Annotated in this window: 22 protein-coding genes; 10 read left to right on the top strand and 12 right to left on the bottom strand. The window is 57.0% G+C overall.

Annotated elements, in window-relative coordinates; genetic code table 11:
• Positions 1-139: 139 nt before the first annotated feature.
• The 6 genes from E9954_RS00815 to E9954_RS00795 all read right to left on the bottom strand — a co-directional run bounded on the left by E9954_RS00815 (position 140) and on the right by E9954_RS00795 (position 7719).
• Positions 140-2461: a PPC domain-containing protein gene (locus tag E9954_RS00815; RefSeq protein ID WP_136077361.1), complete on the bottom strand. Its 2322-nt coding sequence runs from the start codon at positions 2459-2461 to the stop codon at positions 140-142.
• Positions 2458-3789, bottom strand: a complete 1332-nt coding sequence (locus tag E9954_RS00810; RefSeq protein ID WP_136077360.1) for a DUF1501 domain-containing protein — start codon at positions 3787-3789, stop codon at positions 2458-2460. Before E9954_RS00810 ends, E9954_RS00815 begins: the two co-directional genes overlap by 4 nt.
• Before the next feature lie 16 nt (positions 3790-3805).
• The gene (locus E9954_RS00805; RefSeq protein ID WP_168441870.1) at positions 3806-5407 is read right to left on the bottom strand and encodes a DUF1553 domain-containing protein; all 1602 of its coding nucleotides are present in this window, start codon (positions 5405-5407) and stop codon (positions 3806-3808) included.
• Between the two features lie 221 nt (positions 5408-5628).
• On the bottom strand, positions 5629-5793 hold the full coding sequence (locus E9954_RS32190) for a hypothetical protein (RefSeq protein ID WP_168441869.1): 165 nt from the start codon (positions 5791-5793) through the stop codon (positions 5629-5631).
• A gap of 36 nt (positions 5794-5829) precedes the next feature.
• Complete coding sequence (locus E9954_RS00800; protein ID WP_136077358.1) at positions 5830-6951, bottom strand: hypothetical protein; 1122 nt, start codon at positions 6949-6951, stop codon at positions 5830-5832.
• An 18-nt stretch (positions 6952-6969) separates the two neighbouring features.
• Positions 6970-7719 carry a hypothetical protein gene (locus E9954_RS00795; protein ID WP_136077357.1) on the bottom strand — a complete coding sequence of 250 codons (750 nt, stop codon included), beginning with the start codon at positions 7717-7719 and terminating at the stop codon, positions 6970-6972.
• 186 nt (positions 7720-7905) lie between these two features.
• On the opposite strand from E9954_RS00795, the gene E9954_RS00790 reads away from it, so the two are divergent.
• The 5 genes from E9954_RS00790 to E9954_RS00770 all read left to right on the top strand — a co-directional run bounded on the left by E9954_RS00790 (position 7906) and on the right by E9954_RS00770 (position 16474).
• Entirely contained in the window at positions 7906-9054 is a 1149-nt protein-coding gene (locus E9954_RS00790) for a hypothetical protein (protein WP_136077356.1), read from the top strand.
• 524 nt (positions 9055-9578) lie between these two features.
• Positions 9579-13733 carry a PAS domain S-box protein gene (locus tag E9954_RS00785; protein WP_168441868.1) on the top strand — a complete coding sequence of 1385 codons (4155 nt, stop codon included), beginning with the start codon at positions 9579-9581 and terminating at the stop codon, positions 13731-13733.
• A gap of 50 nt (positions 13734-13783) precedes the next feature.
• Entirely contained in the window at positions 13784-14743 is a 960-nt protein-coding gene (locus E9954_RS00780; RefSeq protein ID WP_136077354.1) for a glycosyl hydrolase family 18 protein, read from the top strand.
• A 55-nt stretch (positions 14744-14798) separates the two neighbouring features.
• Positions 14799-15935: a hypothetical protein gene (locus E9954_RS00775; protein WP_136077353.1), complete on the top strand. Its 1137-nt coding sequence runs from the start codon at positions 14799-14801 to the stop codon at positions 15933-15935.
• A 350-nt stretch (positions 15936-16285) separates the two neighbouring features.
• Positions 16286-16474 carry a YgaP family membrane protein gene (locus E9954_RS00770; protein ID WP_136077352.1) on the top strand — a complete coding sequence of 63 codons (189 nt, stop codon included), beginning with the start codon at positions 16286-16288 and terminating at the stop codon, positions 16472-16474.
• Positions 16475-16536: 62 nt separating this feature from the next.
• Here E9954_RS00770 and E9954_RS00765 read toward each other — a convergent pair whose 3' ends face one another.
• From E9954_RS00765 to E9954_RS00745, 5 genes are all read right to left on the bottom strand, one after another.
• Complete coding sequence (locus tag E9954_RS00765; protein WP_136077351.1) at positions 16537-16917, bottom strand: type II toxin-antitoxin system death-on-curing family toxin; 381 nt, start codon at positions 16915-16917, stop codon at positions 16537-16539.
• On the bottom strand, positions 16914-17144 hold the full coding sequence (locus E9954_RS00760; RefSeq protein ID WP_136077350.1) for an AbrB/MazE/SpoVT family DNA-binding domain-containing protein: 231 nt from the start codon (positions 17142-17144) through the stop codon (positions 16914-16916). Before E9954_RS00760 ends, E9954_RS00765 begins: the two co-directional genes overlap by 4 nt.
• Before the next feature lie 179 nt (positions 17145-17323).
• Positions 17324-17839: a 5-(carboxyamino)imidazole ribonucleotide mutase gene (purE, locus tag E9954_RS00755; RefSeq protein WP_136077349.1), complete on the bottom strand. Its 516-nt coding sequence runs from the start codon at positions 17837-17839 to the stop codon at positions 17324-17326.
• An 11-nt stretch (positions 17840-17850) separates the two neighbouring features.
• Entirely contained in the window at positions 17851-19146 is a 1296-nt protein-coding gene (gene purD / locus E9954_RS00750; protein ID WP_136077348.1) for a phosphoribosylamine--glycine ligase, read from the bottom strand.
• A gap of 78 nt (positions 19147-19224) precedes the next feature.
• Positions 19225-19857 carry a type II secretion system protein gene (locus E9954_RS00745; RefSeq protein WP_136077347.1) on the bottom strand — a complete coding sequence of 211 codons (633 nt, stop codon included), beginning with the start codon at positions 19855-19857 and terminating at the stop codon, positions 19225-19227.
• Between the two features lie 52 nt (positions 19858-19909).
• Here E9954_RS00745 and queA point away from each other — a divergent pair, with 52 nt between their 5' ends.
• Positions 19910-20944 carry a tRNA preQ1(34) S-adenosylmethionine ribosyltransferase-isomerase QueA gene (gene queA / locus E9954_RS00740; protein ID WP_136077346.1) on the top strand — a complete coding sequence of 345 codons (1035 nt, stop codon included), beginning with the start codon at positions 19910-19912 and terminating at the stop codon, positions 20942-20944.
• 23 nt (positions 20945-20967) lie between these two features.
• On the opposite strand, the gene E9954_RS00735 is transcribed toward queA, so the two are convergent.
• Positions 20968-21876, bottom strand: a complete 909-nt coding sequence (locus E9954_RS00735; RefSeq protein ID WP_136077345.1) for an NAD(+)/NADH kinase — start codon at positions 21874-21876, stop codon at positions 20968-20970.
• 126 nt (positions 21877-22002) lie between these two features.
• Between E9954_RS00735 and E9954_RS00730 the strand changes: the two genes are divergently transcribed.
• The 4 genes from E9954_RS00730 (at position 22003) to E9954_RS00715 (ending at position 26710) form a co-directional block, all read left to right on the top strand.
• Positions 22003-23208 carry an SAM-dependent methyltransferase gene (locus tag E9954_RS00730; protein ID WP_136077344.1) on the top strand — a complete coding sequence of 402 codons (1206 nt, stop codon included), beginning with the start codon at positions 22003-22005 and terminating at the stop codon, positions 23206-23208.
• 102 nt (positions 23209-23310) lie between these two features.
• Positions 23311-24276 carry an NmrA family NAD(P)-binding protein gene (locus E9954_RS00725; protein ID WP_222846995.1) on the top strand — a complete coding sequence of 322 codons (966 nt, stop codon included), beginning with the start codon at positions 23311-23313 and terminating at the stop codon, positions 24274-24276.
• Entirely contained in the window at positions 24260-24709 is a 450-nt protein-coding gene (locus tag E9954_RS00720) for an SRPBCC family protein (protein ID WP_136077343.1), read from the top strand. Before E9954_RS00725 ends, E9954_RS00720 begins: the two co-directional genes overlap by 17 nt.
• Positions 24710-25078: 369 nt before the next feature.
• The gene (locus tag E9954_RS00715; RefSeq protein WP_136077342.1) at positions 25079-26710 is read left to right on the top strand and encodes a fasciclin domain-containing protein; all 1632 of its coding nucleotides are present in this window, start codon (positions 25079-25081) and stop codon (positions 26708-26710) included.
• Positions 26711-26815 lie beyond the last annotated feature (105 nt).

Raw genomic sequence — 26815 nt, 5'->3', positions numbered from 1 at the left:
CATTATCATACTTATGCAAGTATGATAATCCTGCCCTCTGCGGAAGCGTATTTGGAGGTCGTGACTTCCAACGCGAAACCAACATGCCGAGCGTTTGGCGACGGGCGGCGGATCGGAATCCACCGCCACGCGCCCCCTATCACTCCGCCTTGACGACCTTGATGGGGATGGCGGGGGCGGGATAGTAGATACTGTCCCTGCCCTGCCGAACTTCGGCCGCCACGACCAGGCTGGAGCGGGTTCCGGGCGGGACGGACTCTTCGACCTTGATCAAAATTGCACCGGTAGCCAGATTCTTGTCGTTCTTCTTTTTCCCATCCTTGCCCTTGATTTGCTTTCGGCCGACCCATCCATTCTTCGGGGTAGAGAATCCTTCGGGTGGAGTATCCAGTTTAATGGTATATCCCTTCTGGCCAGCGAAAATATTGCCATCGAGCAGGATCCGGGTTTCCTGGCCGGCGGGCAATTCGATGACCCCCGACTTCGGGATGCGGGCTTCGAACGCCAGCGGAGGCTTCTGCTCAACCGGGGCAAGCACCAGCTCCTTGGCGGGAACGAGATGGCGATAGAGGAAGGCCTGCATCTGGTTATCGACCGGCACCGCGGGACGCGTGACTGGTCGTCCATCGACAATGCCAGTTCCGGTGATTTCCGGACAAACCGCCTTGCCCTTGATCTCTTTGGGGGCGGTGATGGTGAAGCGGGTCATATCGGAGCTCTCGGGAATGAGGGCCTCGCTCATGCTGAAGCCTTCCGGCAGATTGGCGCCCTCGAGCTTGATCTTGCCGTCGAATCCATCCTGGCGCATCGCACGCACGGTAAAGGCGGCGGTTCCCCCGGGAGCGATTTGGATTCCGGAAGGTTCCATGCGTAGCTTGAAATCGGGATTGGACGGACTTATTCGCAGGCGGTAGCCATAGTCGTGGCCGCCCTTGGCCTGGGCATCGCCGATTTCGACGGTGTAGCGCCCGGTGGCGGGAAGCTCATGGTGAAGGTAGGAGTCGGCATGGTGCGTAATAAGTCCGGCCCCCAGATGCAGATGCTCGTCCTTGGCCATGTTGTCGTCGTTGCGCACCGGGTTTTCAAGGCCGGGGCCATTCAGCGTGATGACGGAGTCGAGCGGGGAGTTGAGCCGGCGTGCGACCACCTCGATGGAAACGGAATCGCCTTTCTTGCCGTTGAAGCCGTAGACGTCCACATCGCCGGATTGCTGGATACGGCCATTGATGGTGAGCGGCTGGCGGACTGGTTGCGCCTCTTCGGCTGCATTGTTAGGTTCGACTTCGAAGATTTCGTTCAGTTCCCCGATAGCAAAGGGCATCTCGTTGGAGCGGTAGCCCTGTTTCTTGATGGAAACATGCCTCACCTCGAATCCATCCGCGGGGAGCTTGCCCGTCAACCGGGTCTTGGGAAGGTTTCTTCCGCCCAGGGCGATGTCCACATCCCTGCCCTGCTGGGCGCCCAGCGGGAAGATGCTGGTAATGAAGGGAAGTTCGCCGATGGCGATGCGGTAGATGAAATCCTCACGGCCGCGGTAGATGGAGTCGCGGATCGAGAGCGTGTAGGTTCCCGTGTCCGGGACATCGAAGAAGAGGACGGGGTCGGGATTGAACTTGTAGTCGTCCTCATAGGCCACCTCGTTGCCATCCTCGTCGTAGAGGGCCACAACGGCCTGGAACCAACCGGGCACGGCATCGGCCAGATAGGGAATGATGCGGCGGGCGCCGACATCAACGACAATGGAGTCGCCTTTGTTGGCGTTGAACCGGAAATGATCGATATCGCCGGGGCGGACTTGGCCATTGATGACCGAAGGAACCTCGACGGTCTGCAGCCCGGGCCCCATGTGGTCGTCGTTGGGTTCGGCTTCGTGAATCTCGGCCAGCGTTCCCACCTGGAAGTAGATCGGATTGGAGAGGCCGGCGGGGGTGTAGACGCGCAGCTCGCGTTCGCCGGGCGGGGCGTTGCGGTCGATGTTGACCTTGACCCGGAGCCGGTCTTCGATCTGGGGATTGAACTGCTCCTTGTCATCGATCTTGTAGTATTTCGCTATGTCTTTCTTATCATAGGGGTCCACCCCTACCGGCAGATCGGCCATGGCGATCTGCTTTTCAATCTGGGCAATCTGCTTTTCTAGCTTTGCAACCTCTTGCGTGTCGTTCTTCTCCCGCGCGGCGGCGAGGGTCGCCATGCGGTTTTCGCGGTTCCGGACGAACTGCCGGAAACGGCGGGGTTCATAGCGGACCCCGAATTTAACGATCTCCACCGATACGCCCTCGCCGCTGACAAGGACGTTGGTGGAACCCAGCAGGAATTGCCCGCCGATCTCCACACCGAAGGAGGAGCCTTGCTGGCCTCCGGCGGGGAACCCATATTGGATATGGGGCGAGTTCGCCGCCAAAGCCGAGCCTGCGCCGCAGGCCAGCAACACGATAACCTTCCACTTCGGGGCACGGCTCATGACATGATTTCCCGCAAGCGCCCCCCGATGGTTACGCCATCGGCTTCGGTTGGGCAAACGCGGACATCGATGCCCTGCGGATGCGGAAGGCGGGCATCGCTGGCGATACCGAGCTGCTCGTACATGCTACCGATCAAGTCCCACGGATACACGGGGCGATCCTTCACTTCGGTTCCGTTTTCGGTTGAGGAACCGATCACCTGGCCGCCTTGGAATCCGCCGCCGGCCACCACGTGGCTGAAGCATTTGCCATAGTGGCTGCGCCCTCCGCTCCATGGGGCTTCGTGCTGGATCTTCGGCCCACGGCCGAATTCACCGCCCCACCAGACAATGGTGGAGTCGAGCAGGCCGCGCTGGGAAAGGTCGTCCAGCAGGGTGGAGAACCCGCGGTCGAGTTCGGTAAGCTTGTTGTTCATGATTTCGAAATGTTTTTTGTGCGTATCCCATCCATTGTAGTTGATGGTGACGTAGGGCACGCCGGCCTCGACCAGCTTGCGGGCAATCAGGCAGGAGGCGCCGAAATCGGTGGCGCCATAGCGGGCACGCAGTTTTTCGTCCTCGGTCTTGATATCGAACACCTTGCCGGCATCGCCGAGAATGAGCTCATAGGCCTGTTCCTCGCACATATCCATCTGCTGGAATGCCGGGTTGCCCTGCATTTTCTTGCCATAGGTTTCGAGATCGTGCAACAGCTGGCGGCGGTCTTGCTGCCGTGCCTGGGTGATGCCCTTCTGGATGACGCCTTCGACGGTGAAGACCGGGGCGCTGGGTTTGCCGCCGGTGGCGAACGGCTTGTAGCGCAGGCCCATGAATCCGGATTCGGAGAAACGCCCCTGCGGCCGGGTGAGCACGATGTAGGGCGGAAGCAATCCCTTGTAGCCGGCATCCTCTCCCTTGAAGCGCGAAACAACAGCCCCCGCGCACGGATAGACTTCCCCGCCAACCGGGCGCCCGGTCTGGGTGACGTACGATGCGGTTTCGTGCCCGTTGATGCCGTGGGTCATGCTGCGGATGATCGAATATTTATCGGCCTGCTTGGCCAGCAAGGGGAGGCGCTCGCAAATGCGGATGCCGCTGACGTTGGTTTCGATCGGGCTGTTGTAGGGGCCGCAATAGTCCGGGCCCGCATCGGGCTTGGGATCGAACGTGTCGAGATGGGAAGGTCCGCCCCACATCCAGATCTGGATGACGGATTTGGCCTTTCCGGCCGCAACGGCATTCGCCTGCAACGGCGAACCGAGCATCAGGCCGCCGGCGCCAGCCGCGGCGGAATAGCGCAACATGTCGCGTCTGGAAATGTCCGTGTTCAGATGGTTCTTCTCATTCATTGCTCGACCTCCTGGATCAATGTTTGTAAATGAATTCCTTCGTATTCAAAAGCGCCCACGCAACATCCACGCCTGCTTCCGTTCGGCTATCGCTTTCATGGAAATAGGCCAAGGCGGTTCTTTTCTCCTGCGCAGTAGGATAGCGCGAAAGGATCGATAAGTACATGTTTTCGATGGTTTTTTCGGGGGGATGCCAAGCCGTCCTGGGCTTCTTCGCGTTGCCCTTTTTGTCGGTGCCGTCCTGTTTCTCGAAGTACATGCCGACGAGTTCCTTGTTGTTGAGGATTTTCAGTTGGATGTGCGATGAATTCAGCATATGCAGCTTTTGCGAGCTCGACGGGGTGTTGTTGCGCTCGGATTCGTAGCCGGTGTCGCGGGGCGGGCGGCCGAAGAGGTCGAGGAACGGGCTGGTGATGCTGCCGTCCGACAACTTGATGGAACGCTCCTTTTCCGGAATGAAGGTGAAGGGTTCGGGGATTTGCGAGGAGTAGGATTCGGTGGTCTTGGTGATCTGGCAGATGGCGTCGATCAACACCTCGGCGCCGAGGCGGCGGACATAGTAGCGGGAAAAGTTGGCTTCGTCCGAAAGGTTCCCCTCGTTGTGGATGGAGGCGAGCTGGTAGACCTTCGAGTTGAGGATGATACGGTAGATGTGCCGCAGGTCGTAGTTGCTGGCGACGAGCTCCTTGGAAAGGAAGTCGAGCAGGGCCGCGTTCTGCGGCGGGTTGTCGTCGCGGATATCATCGGCCTCGTGGACGATGCCGCGCCCCAGCAACCAGTACCAGATCCGGTTGACGACGTTGTGTGCAAACACATTGCTATCGACCAGCCAGTCGGAAAAATCGAGGCGCGGGTCGCGGGTCGACGAGAGTTCGATCACGGTGCCGTCGGGCAGGCGCGCCTCGACGGGTTTTTTGGTTTCGGGATCGACGTAGCTTTTGGTGGGGTCGAAGAAGACAATCTCTTCCTTCCACTCGGCGGTGCCCTTGTAGCCGACACTGCCGAAGAAGGCGGCCATGCCTTTGCGGTCTTCGGGTTTCCAGCTGTCGGTGCGCATGCCCATGAAGGTGAGCGCCACGATCTGGGCGATCGACTCCGGCTCGCGCTTGGGCATGGCTCGGTAGAAGTTGACCGGCGCGACGCGGAAATTGCTACCGCTCGAGGTGAGCATGGCCCGGGCGAATTCGTCGTAGGGCATGTTGTTGAAGAGCGCGGTGCGCACCCAGCGGTGGTAGGCTTGGACGGCGTTGGGCCAGAGCTTGCTGGGGAACTCGGCCTTGACCCGCAGCAGGTCGCACCATTTCAGGGCCCAGTAGTCGGCGAACTCGGGACGTTCGAAAAGATCCTCGATGAGTTCGTCCCGCTTGTTGGTGCCGTTGCTGGCCAGGAAGAGGCGAGCCTCCTTACGGGTCGGCAGGGTGCCGGTCATATCGAGGTAGACGCGCCGGAGGAAGACTTCGTCGGAGCACGGATCGGAGGGCGGAATGCCCAGTTCATCGAGCTTATTGAAAACCAGCCGGTCGATCCGGGCGCTGGCCTTGCTTTGGGCGGACTCCGCCCTATCGGCAACCACCCAGGCAACCGCAACCACAAACAACCATCGATAAAGAAGTTTCATTTCCATCCTTTCCAACGTACGGAAGTCTGGGCGATTTCCAACTGCTGGAAACGGAGCGCAGTCCTTGCTGCCCTTGCCCATCCAGAGAACGCTCCCACTCTTGCTCTATGGACAAAATGGAAACGTTTTCTATCAATGCCCGCAGGACAAAAAAAGGGGGTTCCCAATGCGTGGCACGTGGCCATGCACCGGAAAACCCAGGGGAGGATGAAATTCCATGCCTAGAGTACGCCTTGAAGGGCGTCCACGGCCTTGGCAATCGCGTCCTTGGCCTCTACGGCTTCCTTGGCGCTTTTGATGATCTTTTCATAATCCGAGATGGGCATCTGGACGGCGACGGCGTTTCCGTTGCCATCGTAGAAGATCTGTACATTATCGTTATCCATGACTTGCTCCTTGGTTTTTTAACCTTTTATTATTTTTTATTTTTTCAGCTTGTTCAGCAGATCGAGGTGGCCTCCGAGCCAATCATCGTTTTTGGCTTTTTCCGGCTTGGGTATCTGGGCGGGCTCGGGATCGGGCTGGACGGCCTGCTTAACAGGCGCCTCTTGCGAAAGTTCAGCTGCGGGTTCGCTATCGAGGTCGAGTGCCACCGACACCGCCGGCTCTTCGACCATCACGCCACCCTCGTCGTCCATGGAGCCGGATGCATAGAGGCCCGCATCGAACGTCGGCATGGAAAAGTCGGTTTCGGGCTTTTCGTCTTCATAATCGTCGTCCTTGTCGATTTCGAGCGGGAAGAAGTGTTCCTCTTCGACCTTCTCTTCCACCACCGGCGCGGCTTGCATCACGACAGGCTCCGGCTTGGGTTGCTCGACCGGTTTAGGCGCTTTCACCTTCTTGGCGGCAATGGCCGGTACGGGTTCATCCTCTTCCACAACGGCATGCGCGGGCATCTGGATCACCAGTTTTTCGGAGGCGACGGCTTCCGCCGGGACGGCCTCGAGGGTTTCTGCGGCGGCATCGGCCATGGCAATCACTTCGCTGGGCTTATGGCCGATTCCAAAACGATTGAGCACGGACCAAATGAGGCCGATGATTACACCGGCCAACACGAAGGGGAAGACCACCGCGTTGAGCAGGACGCTTCCACCGGCCGTGGACACCTGGCTATTGAGCCCGGCATCGACCACCAGCAACCCGACAATGATGAAGATGAAAGGCACCTGCCCCTTGTTGAAAAAGGCCAAGCGAACTTTCACGGTTGCATTGCCAATGGCCAGCGCGCCGAATGCACCATAGGTGGCGCCGGCGGTGGCAATTTCGGCCACGTTGATTCCTTCCATTCCGCGGACCCCCTTGAACGCCAGGAAGCCGCCAACCACATAGGATAGCGAAACCACCAGCGGCTGGAGGCCCAGCAGGCTGATCGCCCATAGAATGGACACGACGTTGAGCACGACAAATCCGCCCCACAACATCATGTTGTCGATCGGCGCAATCGCACCCTTGCTCGCAGCCAGCCAAACTCCCACGTTGACGGCCAGAAGCACCGCGGCGGCGGCCGCGGACATGACTATGTTCATTGTTTTATTTGCTTTCATGTTTCTCCCTTCCATTCCCTAACTAGCGGTCAGGCCGACTTCCTCGAAAGCCTTGACCAAAACAGCGAGCATGGTGTTGTTCAAATCATCGACCTGGACACACACCAGGTTGTGTCGACTCGAAAGCAGGCGCGGCACTTCGCACAGGCTGAGCGCTTTCAACTCGTCGGTATAGCGCGGATCGAGCGCGATGCGCAGATGCCCCTCGAACATATCGACGAAGGCGAACTCTTCCCATTCGTCATAGTTCCACAGGCTGCAGAAGCCATCCTTCATGGTCACGCGGACCGTTCCGCCGCACGTGTCGTTGAGGCAGGTGTAGTATTGCTTGAAAACGCTGAACAGACGGCCGGACTCGTCGTGCTTGTTGAAATGGTCGGAAATATCCTTCTTGATCGGCGGGACATCGATGCCTTCGGCCATTTTACGCGCCTTTGGCGCTTTTGCCGGTTGCTTCTCGGCCTCGAATTCAATCGAGACCTTCTCCGCTTTTGGAGCAGGCTGGGGTTTAACCGGCTCGGGAGCTGGCTTGGGCTCGACCGCGGCGGCTTTTTCCGCAACCGGTCGTTCCTCTTTCTTCGCTCCGGCCGGAACCTCGCCCCGAGACTCCCCTCCCAGGAAGTTCATGAGGCTCGCCAGCGCAACTTCCTTGGCCTGCCGGATACGCTTGCCTTCACGGGCTTTCTCCATGATGGCCATGTAATCGGCATAAGGAAGCTGCAACTTGCCGTTGTCCTTCGATATTAATGTTTGCTGTTTGATGCTCATTGTTCCCTAACCTTCATGTTTCGGTTTTCAAAATCTGCAGTCGGTATCAAGCATCATGCATGCCACAAATCAAAACGAATGCAATTTTCCTTACCCGCCCCACGCATTTTCGATTCTTCCCAAATCCGGCATGCATCCTGCTTCAAAAGGCCCGTCACAATGGGAGTGCAAAACAAAGGTATGAAAATGAAAAGACAAGATCATAGGATTAAGGGAGTCGTGATCGGCCTGGTCGTTGGTGCGGCCATGTTTGCGAATGCGCAAGGTTCGGTCAACCAATGGCGCGGCAGCGTTGAAGGTGCGGACTGGATGGACCGTTATAAGTGGAAGCTGATGCACACGCCGACCGGCGACGAGGCCGTCCACTTCCGCGAAGCCACCAGCGTGGTCACCGTCAACAGCAGCGTTTATCTCAACAACGGCATGCACCTGTACGGAGAAGAACTTTCGTTGCGTGGAAATGGAAACATCAACCTGCAAAATCCCGTGCCCCACCAGCGCACCATCAACGTGCCCGCATCGGCCACCGGATTCGCAAACCTAACGCTCAACGACAACTTGTCGCTCAACGGACGCCTTGCCTTGTCCGCCAAGGGATTCGGCACCTCGGCCAGCAAAGGTTCGGTCACCTTGAAGGATCGTTCCACGGTTACCGGCGTCTTATCCATCGGCAACGACGGAAACGGAACGGGCCAGGTCTATGTTAAGGGGAATTCCACCTACCGCATCACCGGATTGGAACTCGAGACCCGGGCCAATGCCGGCGGATCCGCCGAAATCCATGTGCTGGGCGGCACCGTCCGCATCGAAACGCAGGAAAACCCGTTCGACGTTTTCCTGGCCGACACCAGTCGCAAACTGATCGTCGGGGATACGGGCACCGTGCGGATAGAACACAACCTGCATCCGGCAAAGAAAAAGGATGCCATCAAAAAGATGATTGTGGAGAAACGACTGGTGGCCGCCCCCGGTTGCCGGCTCCTCCCCCCGGTCATCCAAGACAACATGATGATCATCCGCGCCGAAGACGAGCGCAACGACAACTCGATCAAAACCCAGAAAGCCCTGCTTGCGGCCATCGACCGTATCGAGGTCAACTCCACGGGTTCGGTAGCCTCGTCGTCCGCCAAGCCCAAACTCGAGTCGCTGTTAAAGACGATGCAGACCACCCAACCGTCGCAGGCCCCGGTTGCAACAGCCCCGGCCCAACCGGCAGCACCCGCCATGGCGGACGCAGCCCCGCAGGGCCCCAGGGTGGCGGGCTACATCGTGTTTTTCGGCACCGTACTGCTTGTGCTGCGCCGCTCCCCCAAGGATCTGGACAAAGAAGGCTAGGCACACCGGGAATCGGGAGCCCGTCTCCCGGTTCCCCAAGTGGAACCGCGCGGCACGCCGCATCCATGCCAAGAACAACATGGCCCCGACAAGGTACAACCGCAAGAATGCAATGCAATTGATGCTCGCCATCGGCGCAGCAACAATTCCACCGGCCTTTGCCAACTTGGCCCCGGCAAACCGGCAACCGCATCCCCCCACCACGCGGCCTCCATTCGAGGCCCCCGAACCGCCTCCCATGGACCGGCCCAACATGGCGCAACCGCCTCCCGGTCCCGATGGGAAAACTCCGCAAACGGCTTCAACTCCCTCAGCCAAACTATCCGGCTACACGGTTTTCATGGCCGGACTCCTCTTGCTTTTCCAAAAGAACCGCTAGGCGGTGATTATCACACCTTGTGAGGTGTGATAATGACTCAACCACCCACCTCAGCCAGCTTCACACGGCGCCGTCCTTGGCATGTAAAGTGCTTTTGGAATGGGGATTGATTAGCGTCCAAAATGGTAAGGCAGGAAATATGAAAATGAAAAGCGAAGCGATGTCGTGGAAAAGAAAATCACTGTTGTTCGGGCTGGTTGCCCTACCGACGGCCGCGTTTGCCCAAACCACGTTGGCAAACATGCTGCCCGTGGAAATGAGCCTGACGAGCTACCTCATCATTGGCTTCATGCTGATTATCTCCATCGTCATGTTTTTCCTGTTCCAGCGGCGCTTCCACACCGCCAGCCTGCAGCTGAAGGATGTCACGAGCGAGTTGGGAAGCACCCGGAAGCGACTGGTGGAAAGCAATCAGCAGCTGGAGCTTTCCAAACACGAATTAAAATCGACGGCCGACCGTTACCAGAACATTCTTTTCGACGCCCATGTCGGCATGTTCCAGATGGATGTTTTCGGGAAATGCACCTACATCAACACCTCCCTCCAGGAAATGTCGGGCCTCTACCCGAAAAAGGCACTGAAGGAAGGGCTTGCCAGCGCCATCCACCCCGACGACCGCGAGGCATTCCAAACCGCATGGAATTCATTCGTGGAAAACAACGGAACCTTCAACGAGGTGTTTCGCTTCCGCCAGGCCAAGGAACGCGATGTCCATGTTTCCTGCCGGGCCAACAAGATCTTCAACGAAAAGAAGGAAGTGGAAAGCTTCATCGGCTGGGTAACGGACGTGACCCAGTTCCATGAAGCCCAACTGGCGGAACAGGCGGCCACCGCCCGCTATGAACACTTTGTGGCCGAGACCATCGAGGGGTTCTACCAGCTGGCCCCGAAAACGCCCATCGCCCTATCATCCTCCCCCGACAAGATGGCCGAAGCCATCATGGAAAACGTTGTCCTGGCCGACTGCAACGATACGTTTGCCGCAATGTATGGAGCCAAACCCAAGGATCTGCTTGGAAAATCGATCAACGAACTCAAAGATGGCGTGGGGGCATTCAGGAACAACGAGACCATCAGGGCCTTCGTCGAGGACGGCTACAAGTCCATCGATCTCGAATCCATTCGCCAGGACTTGAGCGGGAACCGAATCAATCTCACCAACAATATCGTTGGGATCATCGAGGATAAAAAACTCGTTGGCATCTGGGGTTCGCACCGCAACATCAGCATGCAGAAGCGCGAAAAAGCGGAGCTTTCGAGCAGAGTCGAGTTCATGCACCGCATCCTCAACTCCCTGCCGGCGGATGTGCACGTCAAGGACACCCGCTGCCGCTACCTCTATGCCAGCAAAAAACTGGCCGACCGCACCGGCATCCCGCAGGAAGAGTGGATTGGAAAAACCATTTTCGAAGTGATGCCGGCCACCCCGCGCGACCACGATCAATCCGCCATCGACACCATGAAGTCCGGCAAACTCTTCCGCTCGGAGCGTCCCTACGAAGCCCGCGCGAAATCCGGCTGGATGGAAACGGTCCAAATCCCGTTGGTCTCTACGGAAGGCTTGGTGGAAGGCGTCGTCGGGCTTTCGCTCGATGTCTCCGAGCGCAAGAAAAAGGAAGAGGAATACCACCACTACCGCGGCGAGCTCGAAAAACAGCTCAAACATGCGAAAGGCGAGCTGGCCCAGTCGCGCATCGACTATGGCAAGAGCACCACCTCCCTTTCCGAAACCATTCAGAAACTCAAGGTGGCCGAAGCCGAAAAGAGCAACCGCGAACACGAGTTCAAGCAACACCTTTCCGAACGAAAACGAGCCGAAGAAGCCCTGCGTCGCAGCGAGCAGGTTTTGCTTGCCCGCCAGGAACAGCTCGAGGAGCAGCTGGCCAAGCGCCTGGCGGAACTCGATGCCGAGACCGACAAGCGCAAGAAATGGGAGGAACTGCTTTCCATCAAGGAAGACGAACTGCGCAAGGCCGAAGACAACCATAAGCAGATCTGCGAGCACTACGAACACGAAACCAATCTGCGCGAACAGGCCGAGGCCCGCCTTGGCGCCAGCCAGAATGCGCTGGAAAAGGTGCGCAGGGAGCTCAACGAGCTTTCATCGGCCCGCGAACAGGAAATCGAACAGCTGACCGAAACGAACAAAACCGAATTCGATGCCGAACACACGGCCCGCACCAAAGCCGAGAAACAACTCGCCAAAACCAAGGAATTCCTGGAAAGCACGCAGGAACAGGTTAAACGCATGACGGAACAGCATGCGGAAGAGCTTGAGCTCGAAGTGGGCGAACGCAAGGCCGCCGCCGAAAAGCTGATCCAGAGCATGGAAGAACTCGACGCGCTACGTCAGCAGTTCAGCCAAAGGCTCGAACAGGAAACCAAATCGATCAAGCAGGAGCTGGCCAAGAAGCAGATTCGCGAAAAGGCCCTGCGCCAGCATGAAAAGGATCTCGAAGGGCGCATTAAGGAACTCGAGGATTCCCTGAACCTGAAAGCGCGGGAATATGCCGAACAGATTCAGGCGCGCGAAGGGGCGGAAGTCGAGAAGCAGCAGATCGAACAGAAGATGGAACAGTTGACCAAACGGCAACAGAGCCTGGTGGACCGGCAAACCCAGAAACTCCACCTCAATATTGCCGAAATCCGCCTGGACGAAGTCAAACTGCGCAAACGCGCCGGCGATCTCGAACAACAAAAGGAAGCCCTGGAGGAAACCCTGCAGCAGCGCGATGCCGAACTCGAACAAATGCGCCGGCACATACAGACGGTCGAAGCCACGCTTACCGAAACACAGGCGAGCCTCAAGCAGCTCTCGACCGACCAATCGAAAGTGATTGCGAAGGAAACCGAGGAGCTCCAGCGCCAGCTCATGTTCATGGAAAAGGCGAAAGAGGAACTGAAGACCCAACTGGCCGAGGTGAACGACGAGAAGAACGACGTTGAAAAGAACCTCGAACTACGCAACGAAGACCTGACCAAGGCGGCGCGTGAATACCGCAAGGTGGTCGATGCCTACAAGGCGGCTCAAGACAAATTCAAGCAGCAGTCGGAAGGGCAGGATGCCTTTGTTGCCAAGAAAACCGAGACCCTGAAAAAGGAGCTTGAACAGTTGCGCAAATCGGAGAAGGAACGTTCCGCCAAGGAACAGCAGCTTGAGCGCCGCGTGGCCACCCAGCAAGAGGAAGTCAATAAGTTGATCGAAGACCTCAAGGCGGAAACCGGATTCCGCCAGGATGCCGAGAACGCACTCCGGGAGCTGCAGGTGGCTTTCGAAGCCAGCCAGGAAAACGCCGATGGACTGGTGCTTGAGCAAACCCGGAACCTGACCAAGCAGGTCGAGGAATATCGCCAGAACGAGACCACGATCATGCAGCAGCTCGAGGATGCCGAACAAACCATCGGGCAACGCGACCAGGCACTCGCCTCCCTGAAGGAAGAGCGGGAGCAGGCAGCGGAGCAGATGACGGAGATCGAGAAAAAACTCGCAAGCATCAAGCTGGAACACCAGGCGGAACTCAAGAAGTCGCTGGCCGAAGTCCAGGAAATCAGCCGCAGGAACAGCACGCTGGTCGATGAACTCAACGATACCGTGCAGACCGCCCTCAACCCGGTGGTCAAATCGACCGTCATCCTGGAACAGGCCGACAACCTGACCCACGAGCAAAAGGGCAACCTGGCAAACGCCAACCATAGCTGCCGCTCGTTGATCGATATGATGAACTACCGCGCCGAACTCACCCACCTTGCCGATGGAAGCGACGATGTGAACCCCACCCCGTGCGACCTGCACGGCCTGATGGCCGAGGTTGACCGGCAGTTCTGCCACCGCGTGGAAACCAAGAAACTGTTCTTTGCGGTAAGTTTTGCCCAATACCAGGCGGCCAACAACGTGCCGAAATATGTGACCACCGACGGGCAGAAACTGCGCAAGGTGATGTCAATCCTGCTGGGCTATGCCCTGGAACAGACGAAAAAGGGCCGCATTGGCCTCCACGCCACGCGCAAGTCGGCCGATAGCAACGGCATGAACATTGCCTTCGAACTGACCTACACGCCAACCGAAGCGCGCGACGACCTGCTCTCGGACATCTTCGAATCGGAAGCCGAAGGCGTGATCGACATGAAATATGGCCTCACCCTTGCCCGTCGATACATCGGCATGCTCGGGGGCGAAGCCAAACTGGAATACCGCGATGCCGGAATCACGGCCCTCTCGGTCGTCTTCCCGTTCGAGCGCTCCGGCTCCAACATCGTCATGCCCTCGAAGGAAAACGAGGAGCAGGCCGGCGCCGCATAGGCAACCGCCCTGTCCTTGACACAATCCATGCACCCACCTACCGTGGGTGCATGAATAAGCAGATCATCGCCGTTTTACTCTGCCTGTCCGCGATCGCCGGGCAGGCAAAACCCTTCCCCGAAACCTGGGCCTATCTCATGAAGGGCGAGGAAAAATATTTCCCGGCCCAATCGCCCATCACCGATGTCGGCTGCTTCAGCGCCGCGGTCGATGGCGACGGCAACCTCTCCGGCGGCCACACCTCGCCCCCCGCCCTGCCCGGCGCGAATCGCGGCACCCGCTACCACCTCGTCGTCACCATTCCCTGGAGCACCACCCTCGCCCACATCTATCTCGACCCCAAGCTCCCCTTCCGCCAGCGGATCATCGACGGCATCGTCGAGCGCTGCGGCCCCTTCGACGGCGTTCAGATCGACATCGAAAGCGTGAGCTCAACCGATGGCACCAACTACCTCAACTTTCTCGCCGCCGTAAAAAAAGCCCTGCCCAAAGGCAAGCTGTTCAGCGTGGCCGTCATGGCGCGCTGGGAGGAGCACAAGCGCAAGAACCCCACCGATGCGTTCGACTATCCCTTCATCGGCATGATCGCCGACCGCGTCGTGGTCATGGCCTACGACGAGCACTACCGCGGCGGCTCCCACGGGCCCATCGCCTCCCTGCCCTGGTGCCGCGACATCTATGCCTACGCCCTCAAAACCATTCCCGCCGACAAGCTCGTCATGGGCGTCCCGCTCTACGGCCGGGGCTGGCAAACCCCCTCCCTCGCCAAGGCCTATAAGAACCGCGAGATCGTCGATGAGCTTTCAAAAAAGGGCATCAAATCCACCTGGACGGAAGATTGCGGCCACTACAGCTTTCAGCAAACCGTCACCATCAACGTCCACTACGAAACCCAGCAGTCGCTCAAGGCCAAATACGACCTCTATGCCCAGCGCCCCATCCGCGGCATCGCCTGCTGGCGCATCGGCCAGGAGCCCGAAGGATTCTGGAACTATTTGTTGCAGTTATAGTGACGGCCGTCACCATAACTGCAACAGACCTAGTCATGGAGGATCAGATTTAAAAATGGGACATATGATCCAGTTGCGCCGTCTTGCTCCAGCCATTCTAATTGCATCGGTGTTGTCATCCACTGCTGACGATGAACTAACGCAAAACCCTTGGATGAAATCCTCCGCAGGAGGAACCGCCCTTTTCAAAATGATCTCACCCGAATGGAATTCCAGCGGCAACGAACTCAACCCGGCCAAGAGACCGCAGGGAATTGCCTACACAATGGACTCGGACGGCAAGCTCACGAAACAGTGGGAAACTTCCGGGTGGTATGCCTACGAAGGATTCATCTCCGATGACGGGCGCTATTTCGTCAGCCTTGATCCGCATTCATGTGACCAAGAGAAACATACCGACATTGCTGTGGCATTCTACGACCGGGGCACATTGCTAAAACAGTATCGCGTGTGCGATCTAATAAAAGACCCTGCCTCCTTGAGTGATTCCGTCATTTACTACCAGTGGCGACCATTCAAGCAGTCCTTTTCCGACCGGATTTCAAACCATAATTTCTGTCTGACAATGATCGATAAAACCAGATATCTGTTCGACGTTGAAACCGGAGATATAATTGAAACTCAACACGATTCCTACGCGAGAAGCTTTACCGAAGTATGTGAAGAAAGGGAAACGGAAGCCGCTAGCAAGGGTTTGGAAGCCTACGAAAAGAGCGCCCTGAATAAGCGATTCCAGAAGTACTTCAAGCTGGAGGAAGCTTCCGACTTCAGAGGACGAAGCACATATGGAATCGACTTCGAGGAACCCGAATGGCGCGCTACGTTCATACCTATTGAAGAATATGGGCACCCCTGCAAAATCAAAACGATTTTCCCCATCTTGGAGCCGGATGTTGTTCATACCGAAATCATGGCCGAAGATATTGACATGGCATTCAAGGAAACAATCGCCCATCCGGAATTCAAAAAGCGTTTTTCTGAAGCATCAATCGTTGGTATCGAGATGAAAATTTCAGGGAACAGCCTCCATATGATGCGCTACAAAGCCGAGCGCGATCTCCCTGAAGCCGGAGTAGATCTTCGAGCCACACCACTGGAAAAATGGGCCTATTTGGTAGTAGAAAGTTCCGGACGGGAATACACGTCGATTTACTATAACGTTTCCAGCAAACAGCTAGTGATTATTAAGTAAACGCTTTTCAATGTGGCGGAGCATCGGCCAGGAACCCGACGGATTCTGGACTAAGATGTCGCATCTAAATTGACGGCCGTCAATTTAGATGCAACATTCGAACCGAAGCAAACGAGGCAGTAAAATTCGAATGGGACTTGTGGAAACCACTGTTACCAGGCTGAAGCGCGTTTATCCGATTCACGGTTTCGTATGGGAGAAGCACACCCGACCACCGGGGCACTCGCATCGGATATGCGAGCTACTTTCCTGTCCGTTGCGGAGGAGACATTAACTCAAAATAATTTGAACGAAATCCACCTCGAAGCATCTATATTAGAAATTATTAATATTCAAGGAGAGGTAGTGAAATGAAAATGGAAAACTGGATTCGTGTCATCGCAGGAATAATGATTCTTGCCTCAGTGGCCCTCACCCACTATGTCCACCCCAACTGGATGTGGTTCACCGTATTCGTCGGGGCCAACCTGCTGCAGTCCGGCATCACCAAATGGTGCCTGATGGAAAAAATCCTCGCCAAGTTCGGCGTGGAAAAGTGATTCCTGACTCGAGACCGGTACTACATGACAACTGAAGCATTACGCTTCAATCGTCAACTTGGTCATTCACACGAGTCCTCAAGCCATAGGGCATACTCTGCGCCGCTGATTTCGCCGGCGGCGAGGGATAAGGTTTGAAGTACGACCGCTTCCTCCGTCGTGCTGAAATTTTTCCCATTTGCCAGAAGGAAAACATAAGCCGCCATAAATCCTGTGCGCTTATTCCCATCCACAAACGGATGGTTTTTCACGATTCCAACGGCATAGTCTGCCGCCTGTTCGTAAAGGGATGAACCCTTGTAGGCGAATGATTTTTTCGGACTCCCCAAAGCAGAAGCCAACATGCCTTCATCACGCACCCCGGACAAACCACCAAAACGGGCAAGCAACTCTTCATGCATCGCATGAATAACCGCCGGTGTTATCCAGCGTGGTTCCTTCATTTGGCAAGTTCCCGAAGAGCATTGCGGTATTTCTGCATCCCCTTCTCCGCAAGTTCCATCATATCGATGAAATCTTCTTCCTCCGGGGTTACCAGCAATGCACCTTTCGGTGCTTCAGTAATGTACAGCGTAGCGCCCTCCTCCACTTTCATTGCCAGAAGCGCTTCCTTCGGAAGAACGATCCCGAGGGAGTTACCAATTTTTCTGATTTTAGTTTTATAAGCCATGTAATAACTCCAGTTATAACATTCAATTTGACAAGCTCATAATTCAGGCGGTCAAAGCAAAAAACCAATGACCGGAAAATCCAGCCATTGGAAGATGCGGAGGCGCGAGGCGGAAACAAAAACAGCGGCCAACCGAAGTCAACCGCTGTTTTCACGATTCAATCGTCACTCGTCACGAACTACGCATTGAGCTCGGCCTGGAGCTCGGCATCGGATTTCAGCACTTCGGCGGCCATCGTTTTCTTGTAGGCGGTGAGTTTGCGCTTCAGCGCTGCATCGCCGATGGCCATCATCTGAACGGCCAGGATGGCGGCATTGATGGCGCCGGCCTTGCCGATGGCGACGGTGGCGACCGGAACGCCCTTGGGCATCTGCACGGTGGAAAGCAGCGAATCCATGCCGTCGAGCGCCCAGCCCTTCACCGGAATTCCGATGACCGGAAGGATGGTGTGCCCGGCCAGTACACCGCAGAGGTGGGCCGCGCCACCGGCGGCGCCGATGATCACTTTATATCCATTCTTCGCCGCGTTTTCCGCAAAGTCGGCCGCTTCATGCGGCGTGCGGTGCGCGGACATCACCTTGACGGTGCTTTCGATGCCGAACTCCTTCAGCGTCTTGACCGTGAACTCAAGCGTGGGCCAGTCGGTTTTGCTACCCATCACGATGGCCACGGTAGGTTTTTTCTTTGTTGCCATGATTACCTCTCCTATTCGTTGTTAAGGTCGATGCCCAACCGCTTCAGTTCGCGGTGGGCGATGTCGTTGCGGTAGAAGGCGTCCTTGAAGCTGATGGTTTCGACGGCGATGTAGGCCTTGGAAAGCGCGTCCGGCAAATCCTTGCCGAGCGAGGTGATGCCCAGCACACGGCCACCGGCCGTGACCACTTTGTCGCCGTCGAGCGCGGTTCCGGCATGGAAGACGACGGTGTCGTCGACCGCGTTGGCCTTCCCTAGGTTTTCAATCTCTTCGCCTTTCGCATAGTCGCCCGGATAGCCACCGGCCACCATGACGACACAGACGCTGTGCTCGTCCTTCCACCGGATCATCTCTTCGGAAAGGTTGCCGTCGATGACGCCGTTGATGGCCGGGAGCATGTCGCCGTCCCAGCGGGCCAGCACGCACTGCGTTTCGGGATCGCCGAAGCGGCAGTTGAACTCAACCACGCTCGGCTGGTCGTTTTCGATCATCAGGCCGGCGTAGAGCACGCCTTTGTAGGTGATGCCGCGCTTTTTCAGCTCGGCCAGCGTACGGTCGTAGACCTCTTCCTTCACCTTTTTCAAAACGGTTTCGTTGACGATGGAGGCCGGGGAATAGGCGCCCATGCCGCCGGTGTTCGGGCCTTCGTCCTTTTCGAAGATGCGTTTGTGATCCTGCGAGGAGGCGAGCATCACCACGTTTTCGCCGTCGATCAGCGCGAGGATGGAGGCCTCTTCGCCAACGAGGAAGTCTTCGATCACGACGCGGCTCCCGGCATCGCCGAAGGCGTTGCCTTCGAGCGCATCGCGGATGGCGGCTTCGGCCTGCTCGACGGTTTCGGCCACGGTTACGCCCTTGCCCGCCGCGAGGCCGTCGGCCTTGATGACGATCGGCGCGCCGCGTTCGCGGACATAGACGCAGGCTTCGTCGGGGTCGGTGAAGGTTTCGTAGGCCGAAGTGGGCACGCCACCCGCTTTCATGATTTCCTTGGCAAACTGCTTGGAGCCTTCCATCTCGGCGGCCGCTTTGCTGGGGCCGAATACGCGGATGCCATCGGCTTCGAGTACGTCGGTCAATCCGGCGCAGAGCGGCGCTTCCGGGCCAATCACGACGAGGTCGGGTTTGTTTTCGGCACACCAGCCCTGGATGCCGTCGAGGTCGGTTGCCCCGAACCCGAGGTTGGTTCCCAACCCGGCCGTTCCGGCGTTGCCGGGCGTGCAGAAAATTTCCGGTTTGGCGCTGTCGTTCGCCAGTTTCCATGCCAGCGTATGCTCGCGCCCGCCGTTGCCTACCACCAATATCTTCATTCAACTCTCTCCTTCTTAAAAATCAAAAACCGCCGCGGAACATACCCAACGAAGGTTTCATTGAAAACATTTTTCGCATCATGGCTCCATGACGCTGATCGTCCCGAGGTCGTCGATCAGATTCTTGTTGAAGATGCTGTCGAAATTTTCGCCCGACATATCACGCTCCTCCAGCACGATGGCTTCGCCGTTCTTGGTGGCGAAAACAAAGCCCTTTTCCCCGATGGGGATAACGGCGCTGGAGAATCCTCCGCCGGTGATGTTGTAACTCGCCATGAAAACCACCGGCAGGTTGCCGGGCGTGGCATCGTTCAAATCGCAGAGGATCGACCATCCGTTGCATTCGGCGCCATTTTGCTCGAAATCGGTTTGGTCGATCGCCGGGCGCATACCGGGGCCGGCAAAGAAGGAATAATCGACGTCCAGATAACCGCCCTCGACCAAGCTGACCAGGAACTCGGTGGAGGTGGCCGTGTTGGTTTCGCCCGACTTTGGCCAACCGGTTGAAAAGCGGCTGCCGGACTCGTAGGCGGTGATGGCTTCCACGATGTAGCGCGCCTTGGCGGCCTGTTCCGTGAGCTTGGCCCGCATGCGCGCCTTGCCGATCTGCGGGGAGACCAGGGTGAAGAGGATGCCGATGATGGCAATGACGGCCAACAGCTCGATGAGCGTGAAAGCCTGCTTCCGGGTGCATGTCTTATTCGATTTCATCTTGTTTCCCCTCCGCGGTTACGTATCCTTCTGCGGTTTTGAAAGCTATCAGATGAAAACCGACCTATTCAACTATGATCTACCGCCTGAGCTCATCGCCCAGCACCCGCCCGAACGGCGCGAGCTGGCCCGCATGATGGTGCTGCATCGCGGCACGGGGCGGGTCGAGCACCGGCAGATCACCGACATCGTGGATTACCTTGCGGCGCCCGATGTGCTGGTCGTCAACAATACCAAGGTGATCCCCGCCCGGGTCTTTGGCCACAAGGCGGCCTCCGGCGGAAAAGTTGAACTGCTGCTGCTGGAAGAAAGCTCCCCTGGGGAATGGAAAGTCCTCATGAAAACCTCGCGCCGCCCAAAGGTTGGGGACGAACTCTCGCTCTGCTCCGGGAAAGCCACGGCCACCATGCTTTACGACGGCGAACAGGGCGAAGCGGTGCTGAAGATCGAATCCGCCCGGCCGCTGATGGAAATCCTCGACGAAGAGGGCATCCCCCCCCTGCCTCCGTACATTGCCCGCAAGGAGCAAACCAGGGAGCAGATCGAGGAAGATAAAAACCGCTACCAGACCGTCTATGCCTCCGAGCCCGGCGCGGCCGCCGCGCCCACCGCCGGTCTGCACTTTACGCCGGAGCTCTTTGACGCTTTGGACAAAAAGGGCGTCTCCAAAGCCGAGCTCACCCTGCACGTTGGCCTCGGCACCTTCCGCCCCGTTTCGGCGGAAATCATCACCGACCACGAAATGCACCACGAACGCTACCAGATTTCCGAAAAAGCGGCGGCAACCATTGCCTCCGCCCGGAAAAACGGCGGCCGGATTGTGGCGGTCGGCTCCACCAGTGTCCGCACGTTGGAATCCGTTTCCCCGATCCGGGCCGCCGAAGGTTCCACCAATATTTTCATCTACCCGCCCTACGAATTCCAGAACGTCGATGCCATCCTGACCAACTTCCACCTGCCGAAGTCGACCCTGCTGATGATGATGTCGGCCTTCGCCGGTCGCGAATTGATGATGAACGCCTACGAAACCGCCGTGCAGAACCACTACCGTTTCTTCAGCTATGGCGACTGCATGCTGATTCTGTAGCTTCGTTCGGGAAAGCCCTGCGCCTAGAGCGACGATCCGCGCCAGTGGAGCTTTTGGGCAAGGACGGAAAAATAGCTATGGCCTTCGAGCTGGAGGAACCGGACCTGGTGCGGGCTGCGGCGGATTTCGAGCCGCCCGCCCTGCTCCACCTTGAACTCGTCCTGTCCATCGATGGAAAGGATCAGCTCCTTGGCGGCGCTGACCACCTCGACTTCGATCAAGGAAGAGTTCGGCACCACCAGCGGCCGCGAACTCAGCGTGTGCGGACAGATGACATTGATGCCGAACCCCCCGACGCCGGGATGCAGGATGGGGCCTCCGGCCGAGAGCGAATGGCCGGTACTGCCGGTGGGGGTGGAAACCATCATGCCATCGCACATGAACGACCCCACCGCCTCGCCGTTGATGGATAGCTTGAGGGTAACAATCCGCGAAGACGCCCCCCACCCCAGCACCACATCGTTCAGTGCGCGCTCCTCGCCAACCGGTGCGCCATTCTGGAAGATGCGGCATTCGGCGACGTCGCGGCCGGAAACCTTGAAGGTTTTGTTTGCGATGGCATCGAGGGCGGAGGGAATGTCCGTATCGCCTACGCTGGTCAGAAAGCCAAGGCTGCCGAGGTTGATCCCCATGATCGGCACCTCGGAACCATGCATTGCCCGGGCGGTGTAGAGCACCGTACCATCTCCGCCGAGCGCCAGCGCAACATCCACCTTGCCGCCGAAGGCACTGGCCGGAAGCAGCTCCGCACCCAACGTTTTGGCCATGGCGGCATCCTCGGCATAGAGCTGGAACCCATGGCTTTCGGCCATCCTCCGCAATTCGCCCAGGATGTGTGCGGCCCGCGGGCGCTTGGTATTCACGATGATTCCGATCTTTTTCATTGCGGCAGTATAGATGCCGCCGTCGGCCATTCCAAGAATTAGGCCCATTCATTTTGCTATGTTCCGCAAGCCGAACCAAGGCGCCACCTTCCTCCGCCCCAGGAAAAAACATCGATGCAGGTTTGCAAAACCTGAATAAGACAGTAACATGTCGCCAAAGAAGGAGTTGATGAGATGCAAACCCTTTTTGAAGAGCGATGCGAACGCCTGGTTGACCAGCGGCTGAAAAACATTAAAACCGGCCATCTGATCATCGAGCTCCCAAATGGTATCCAAGTTCACTATGGCGACGACTCCCCGCCCCGGCACATCAAGGTCAACCGCTACAGTTTCTTTAGCCGCTTGGTCACGGCGGGGAACATTGGGATGGGTGAGGCCTGGATGGCCAACGACTGGGAGAGCGAAGACCTGACCGGTGTGCTTGAGCTGTTCATCGGCAATATGGGCGAACTCTCGGGAAACGGCGTGACGGCCCGTGTTGCAAAACGGTTCCACCACATGGTGCAGCACTCGCTCAACCGCAGCACCATCACGAGCAACCGGTGCAACATCCATGCCCACTATGATCTCGGCAACGAGTTCTACCAACTCTTCCTCGATGACGAAACCATGATGTTTTCATCGGCCATATTCCTGAACCAGGAAGAACCCCTGCCCGATGCCCAGCGCCGCAAGATCCGATGCCTGATCGAACGGGCCGACATCCAGCCCGAACACCACCTGCTTGATATCGGTTGCGGCTGGGGCGGCTTCGCCATCGCGGCGGCACGGCTGACGGGATGCAGGGTGACCGGCATCACCCTATCCGAGGAGCATTCCAATTTTGCACAACAGCGGATTGCGGCCGAAGGCCTCGAAGACCAGGTTGAAATCCTGGTGTGCGACTACCGCGAAATGGAAGGCAAGTTCGACCGCATCGTTTCCATCGAGTTGCTTGAAGTCCTCGGCCATGCCCACCTTGGAACCTTCTTCGCCCGGTGCGACCGCCTGCTCAAGCCCAGTGGACGGGCAGTGCTGCAGGTCAGCTGCATCCCCGACGAATACCACGACCTCTACCACCGCAGCCCCGACTGGGTGCAGAAATACATATACCACGGCGGCATGCTGCCCTCCCAGTCCGAGCTGACCGGCGCCATGGAACGGCATTCAACCTTGGCCGTGGAAAGCCAAGAAAACATCGGCCTCCACTATGCCGAAACCCTGCGCCGCTGGCGGCGCGCCTTCGAAGCCAACCGCAGGAAGCTGATGAAGCTGGGCTACGACGGCGAGTTCCAGCGTAAGTGGATTTATTATCTCTGCTACTGCGAGGCCGGGTTCCAAACCCGCTTCACCAACACCCTCCACCTCGTCCTCGCCCGCCCCGGCGAGAACATCGGGTAGAACTAGACCTTGTCGGCCGGCCGGCATGGCGCCTGCGTTTTTTCATTTAGGGGTGAAAGGTTTCGCTCCCTTTCCCGAACACTATGTAACCTGGAGATCATTATGACGGAAAAGAAGAAAATACTTCTGACGGGAGCGACTGGATATGTTGGCGGAAAGCTGCTCGAACAACTGGAAAATCAAGGGCATGAGGTCCATTGCCTCGTTCGTGATGCGACCAAGATGAAAACGAAAGGGGTTCACACGAAGATTTTCCAAGGTGATGTGCTGGAACGTTCCACGATGTGGAAAGCGTTCCAGGGGGTGGACACCGCGTATTTCCTCATTCATTTCCTTGATGAGAAACAGGATTTCGAAGCCAAGGAGATCCTGGCCGCAAAAAACTTCGCCTACATGGCCAAGGGAGCCGGAGTGAAACGCATCGTTTACCTGGGAGCACTGGGTAACCAGCACGACACCCTGTCGCCGCATTTGAAGAGCCGGCAGGATGTTGGCTATGTGCTTCGAGAATCGGGCATTCCAACCATAGAGCTGAGGGCGTCGATTGTTTTGGGGCAAGGGAGCCTTTCGTTCGATCTCATCCGCGACCTGACGGAACATCTACCCATCATGGTCTTTCCCAGATGGGTTACCACCAAAGCACAACCGATCGGCATACGGGATCTACTGGACTATTTGGTTCAGTCGTTGGATGTTCCAATCGAACATGCCGAAATCGTCGAGATCGGCGGAGCCGACCGGATGTCCTATGGTGAGCTGATGAGGGAGTTTGCCCGCCAACGAGGTTTGATACGCTTCATGATCCCTGTCCCCGTACTCACCCCTTGGCTCAGTAGCCACTGGATTTCCTTCTTCTCAAAGGTCGACCTGACAGTGGCCAGAAAACTGATCGAAGGCATACGGAATCCGACGGTGGTTGAAAGCCGAAGGGCCTCCACCCTTTTTTCCATTGAACCCGTATCCGCAAAGGTCGCCATGAGCGAAGCCGTGATCGGTGAAACGATCTCCAAACCCGAAACTGTGACACTATTTGAACAGGATGTATCCGCTCATGTACAAGCTGCTTAGGGAAACGGTCGTTGAAACAACGATGGAGAAAGCCTGGGATTTCATACGGAATCCGGCCAACCTAAACCTCATCACCCCGGACGACATGCGGTTCGAGATACGCTCCGCCCTGCCTGAAACCATGCATGAAGGTATGCTGGTGGAATACCGCGTCAAGATTCCGGGCATGGGAATGCAACCGTGGCTGAGCGAACTGAAGCACATTGTTGAAGGCCGTTCGTTCGTAGATGAACAGAAGATCGGACCCTACAAGCTTTGGTATCATCTCCACCGGCTCGAACCCTGCGACGGGGGAGTGAACTTTATCGATCAAATCACCTACGAGGTGCCCTTTGGACTGGCAGGCAAGATTGCCCATGCGTTGTTCATCCGAAAAACCCTCGAACGGATTTTTGATTACCGCGAAAAGCAGTTCCTGTCGGTTTTTCAGTAGCATACAACCCGTGCCATCCCTTCCAGACGGTGGAGCATACCCGGATCCGTCCGGCCACCAAAGAAAGACCATTGGCACACCGAACCTTAAACTTAAAATCAACACGCGGTCTCATCCGGGTGTTGATATTTTTTTGTTGTTGCCGACATAATCCGTAGCGAAGCACACCCCTGCCATGGGTCCATGGGCTATGATCCTGAACGTCATAAAGTATTGTAAAAAAGCCTTTGGCACACTGCCCTGTCCTCCGTCCCTAACCATTCAAAAAAAAAACAACTCCGCTGAAAGGTTTCCGATGGATATGCGAACACCCCATGTTCGCCGGAAGCATGGGGCTGACGGCACCGAGTAAACTAAAGGAGTTGCATCATGAAAAAGTATCGTAAGATGCTCGTAGCAATGGCGGCGTTTGTTGCCACAACGGTCGGAGCGGTTGCCTCACCGGTGTATTACACGATCTTCCACGCGTTGGAAGAGGACACCATGGAAGTGTTCACCTATGGCGGACAAGGCATGTTGAAATTATCCACCGATGGCGGAGACTCCTACAGGCAGATCTCCAGCTTCCGCTTCGACCGGCACGGGCGTGCTGTTGCGAAAGTCTACGCACTGAACCATGCGCCGAAAGATGCCATGGTCAAGCTGGTGGCATCATTTAACAGAGGAGAGAACGGACAACCCGTTGACACCCTTGTCGAAACCACTGCGGGTGAATTTCTCGATTCGCTGATGCCTTACAAACGTTGGTCTTGGCTGACCTATGCCCCAGTATACGTTTCCTATGAAACATTGCCGAGCATTGTCGACATTGCCGTGAATGATGGGCGGTTCACCAATCTGGTCGCTGCCGTGGTGCAAGAGGGGTTGGCGGATACACTGGCAAATGACGGACCTTTCACCGTTTTCGCCCCGACCGACGATGCGTTCGAAGCACTGGGCCTTACGGGATCCGACCTGCTGGCGGTTGAAAGCCTGAAGGAAGTCCTACTCTATCATGTTCTGCCGGCCGCATTGGATGGCGACGCAGTTGCAGCCGAAACGCATCTGGAAACCCTGCTGGGCAAAGATGTGGAGGTCACGCTCGACGGTAGCCGGCTCTTCATCAATTCCTCAGAGGTGATTCTTGCCAACATCAAGGCATCGAATGGTATCATCCATGTGATTGACGCGGTTCTGCTCCAGCCCACGCTTCCCTCCATCGTGGATATTGCCGTGGCCGACGGTCGTTTCACCAACCTGGTGGCCGCAGTCGTGCAGGAAGGCTTGGCGGATACGTTGGCCCATTCTGGCCCGTTCACCGTGTTCGCGCCAACCGATGACGCATTCGATGCATTGGGAGCCACGGGGGATGACCTGCTTGCGATCCCTGATCTAGCCAACATCCTTCTCTACCATGTGGTTGATGGACGTTTGAAAGCGGAAGATGTAGTGCTGATGGAACGCATCACCACGAAAATCGGCAAAGATCTGAAGGTCAATGTTACTGCGGAAGGCGTGTTTATTAACGACTCGAAGGTGATCATTCAAAACATCAAGGCAGAGAACGGCATAATCCATGTGATTGATATGGTGCTGATTCCGGAAGCCATGCCGAATGTTTTTGAAATCGCAGACGGTGCAGGCGCGTTTAAAACACTGGTTGCCGCACTCGAGGCCACAGGGCTGGACGACGTTCTCAAAGGCGACGGGCCCTACACGGTGTTTGCCCCGTCCGACGAAGCTTTCGAAAAGCTTCCCAGCTGGCTGTTGAACTTCCTCGTTAAGAATCCGGAATACCTCCAGCAAGTGTTGCTCTACCACGTGGTACCCGGCGATCTGGACGCCTCGGAAGTTCTCGAACAGGGCTTCCTCAGAACCGCCCAAGGACGCAGCGTGAAGGCAACATTGAAGAAAGATGAGGTATTCATCAACCGTTCCAAGGTCATTGAGGCCAACATTGAGGCCAGCAACGGTACAATCCATGTGATCGACAGCGTGTTGATTCCCTGGTTCAGCCACTAATTCCCCTGCCAACATCATGAGCATGCTTCCTCCCTGGCATGCGACTGGCGCCCCGATTCGTCGGGGCGCCTTTTTAAAAGGGACGATTTGCCATTTCCAGACGTT

The organism is Pontiella desulfatans (assembly GCF_900890425.1).
GTDB classification, from domain to species: Bacteria; Verrucomicrobiota; Kiritimatiellia; order Kiritimatiellales; family Pontiellaceae; genus Pontiella; species Pontiella desulfatans.
Note: the sequence above shows the minus strand (reverse complement) of the source record. Positions and strands in the feature narration are given on the sequence as shown.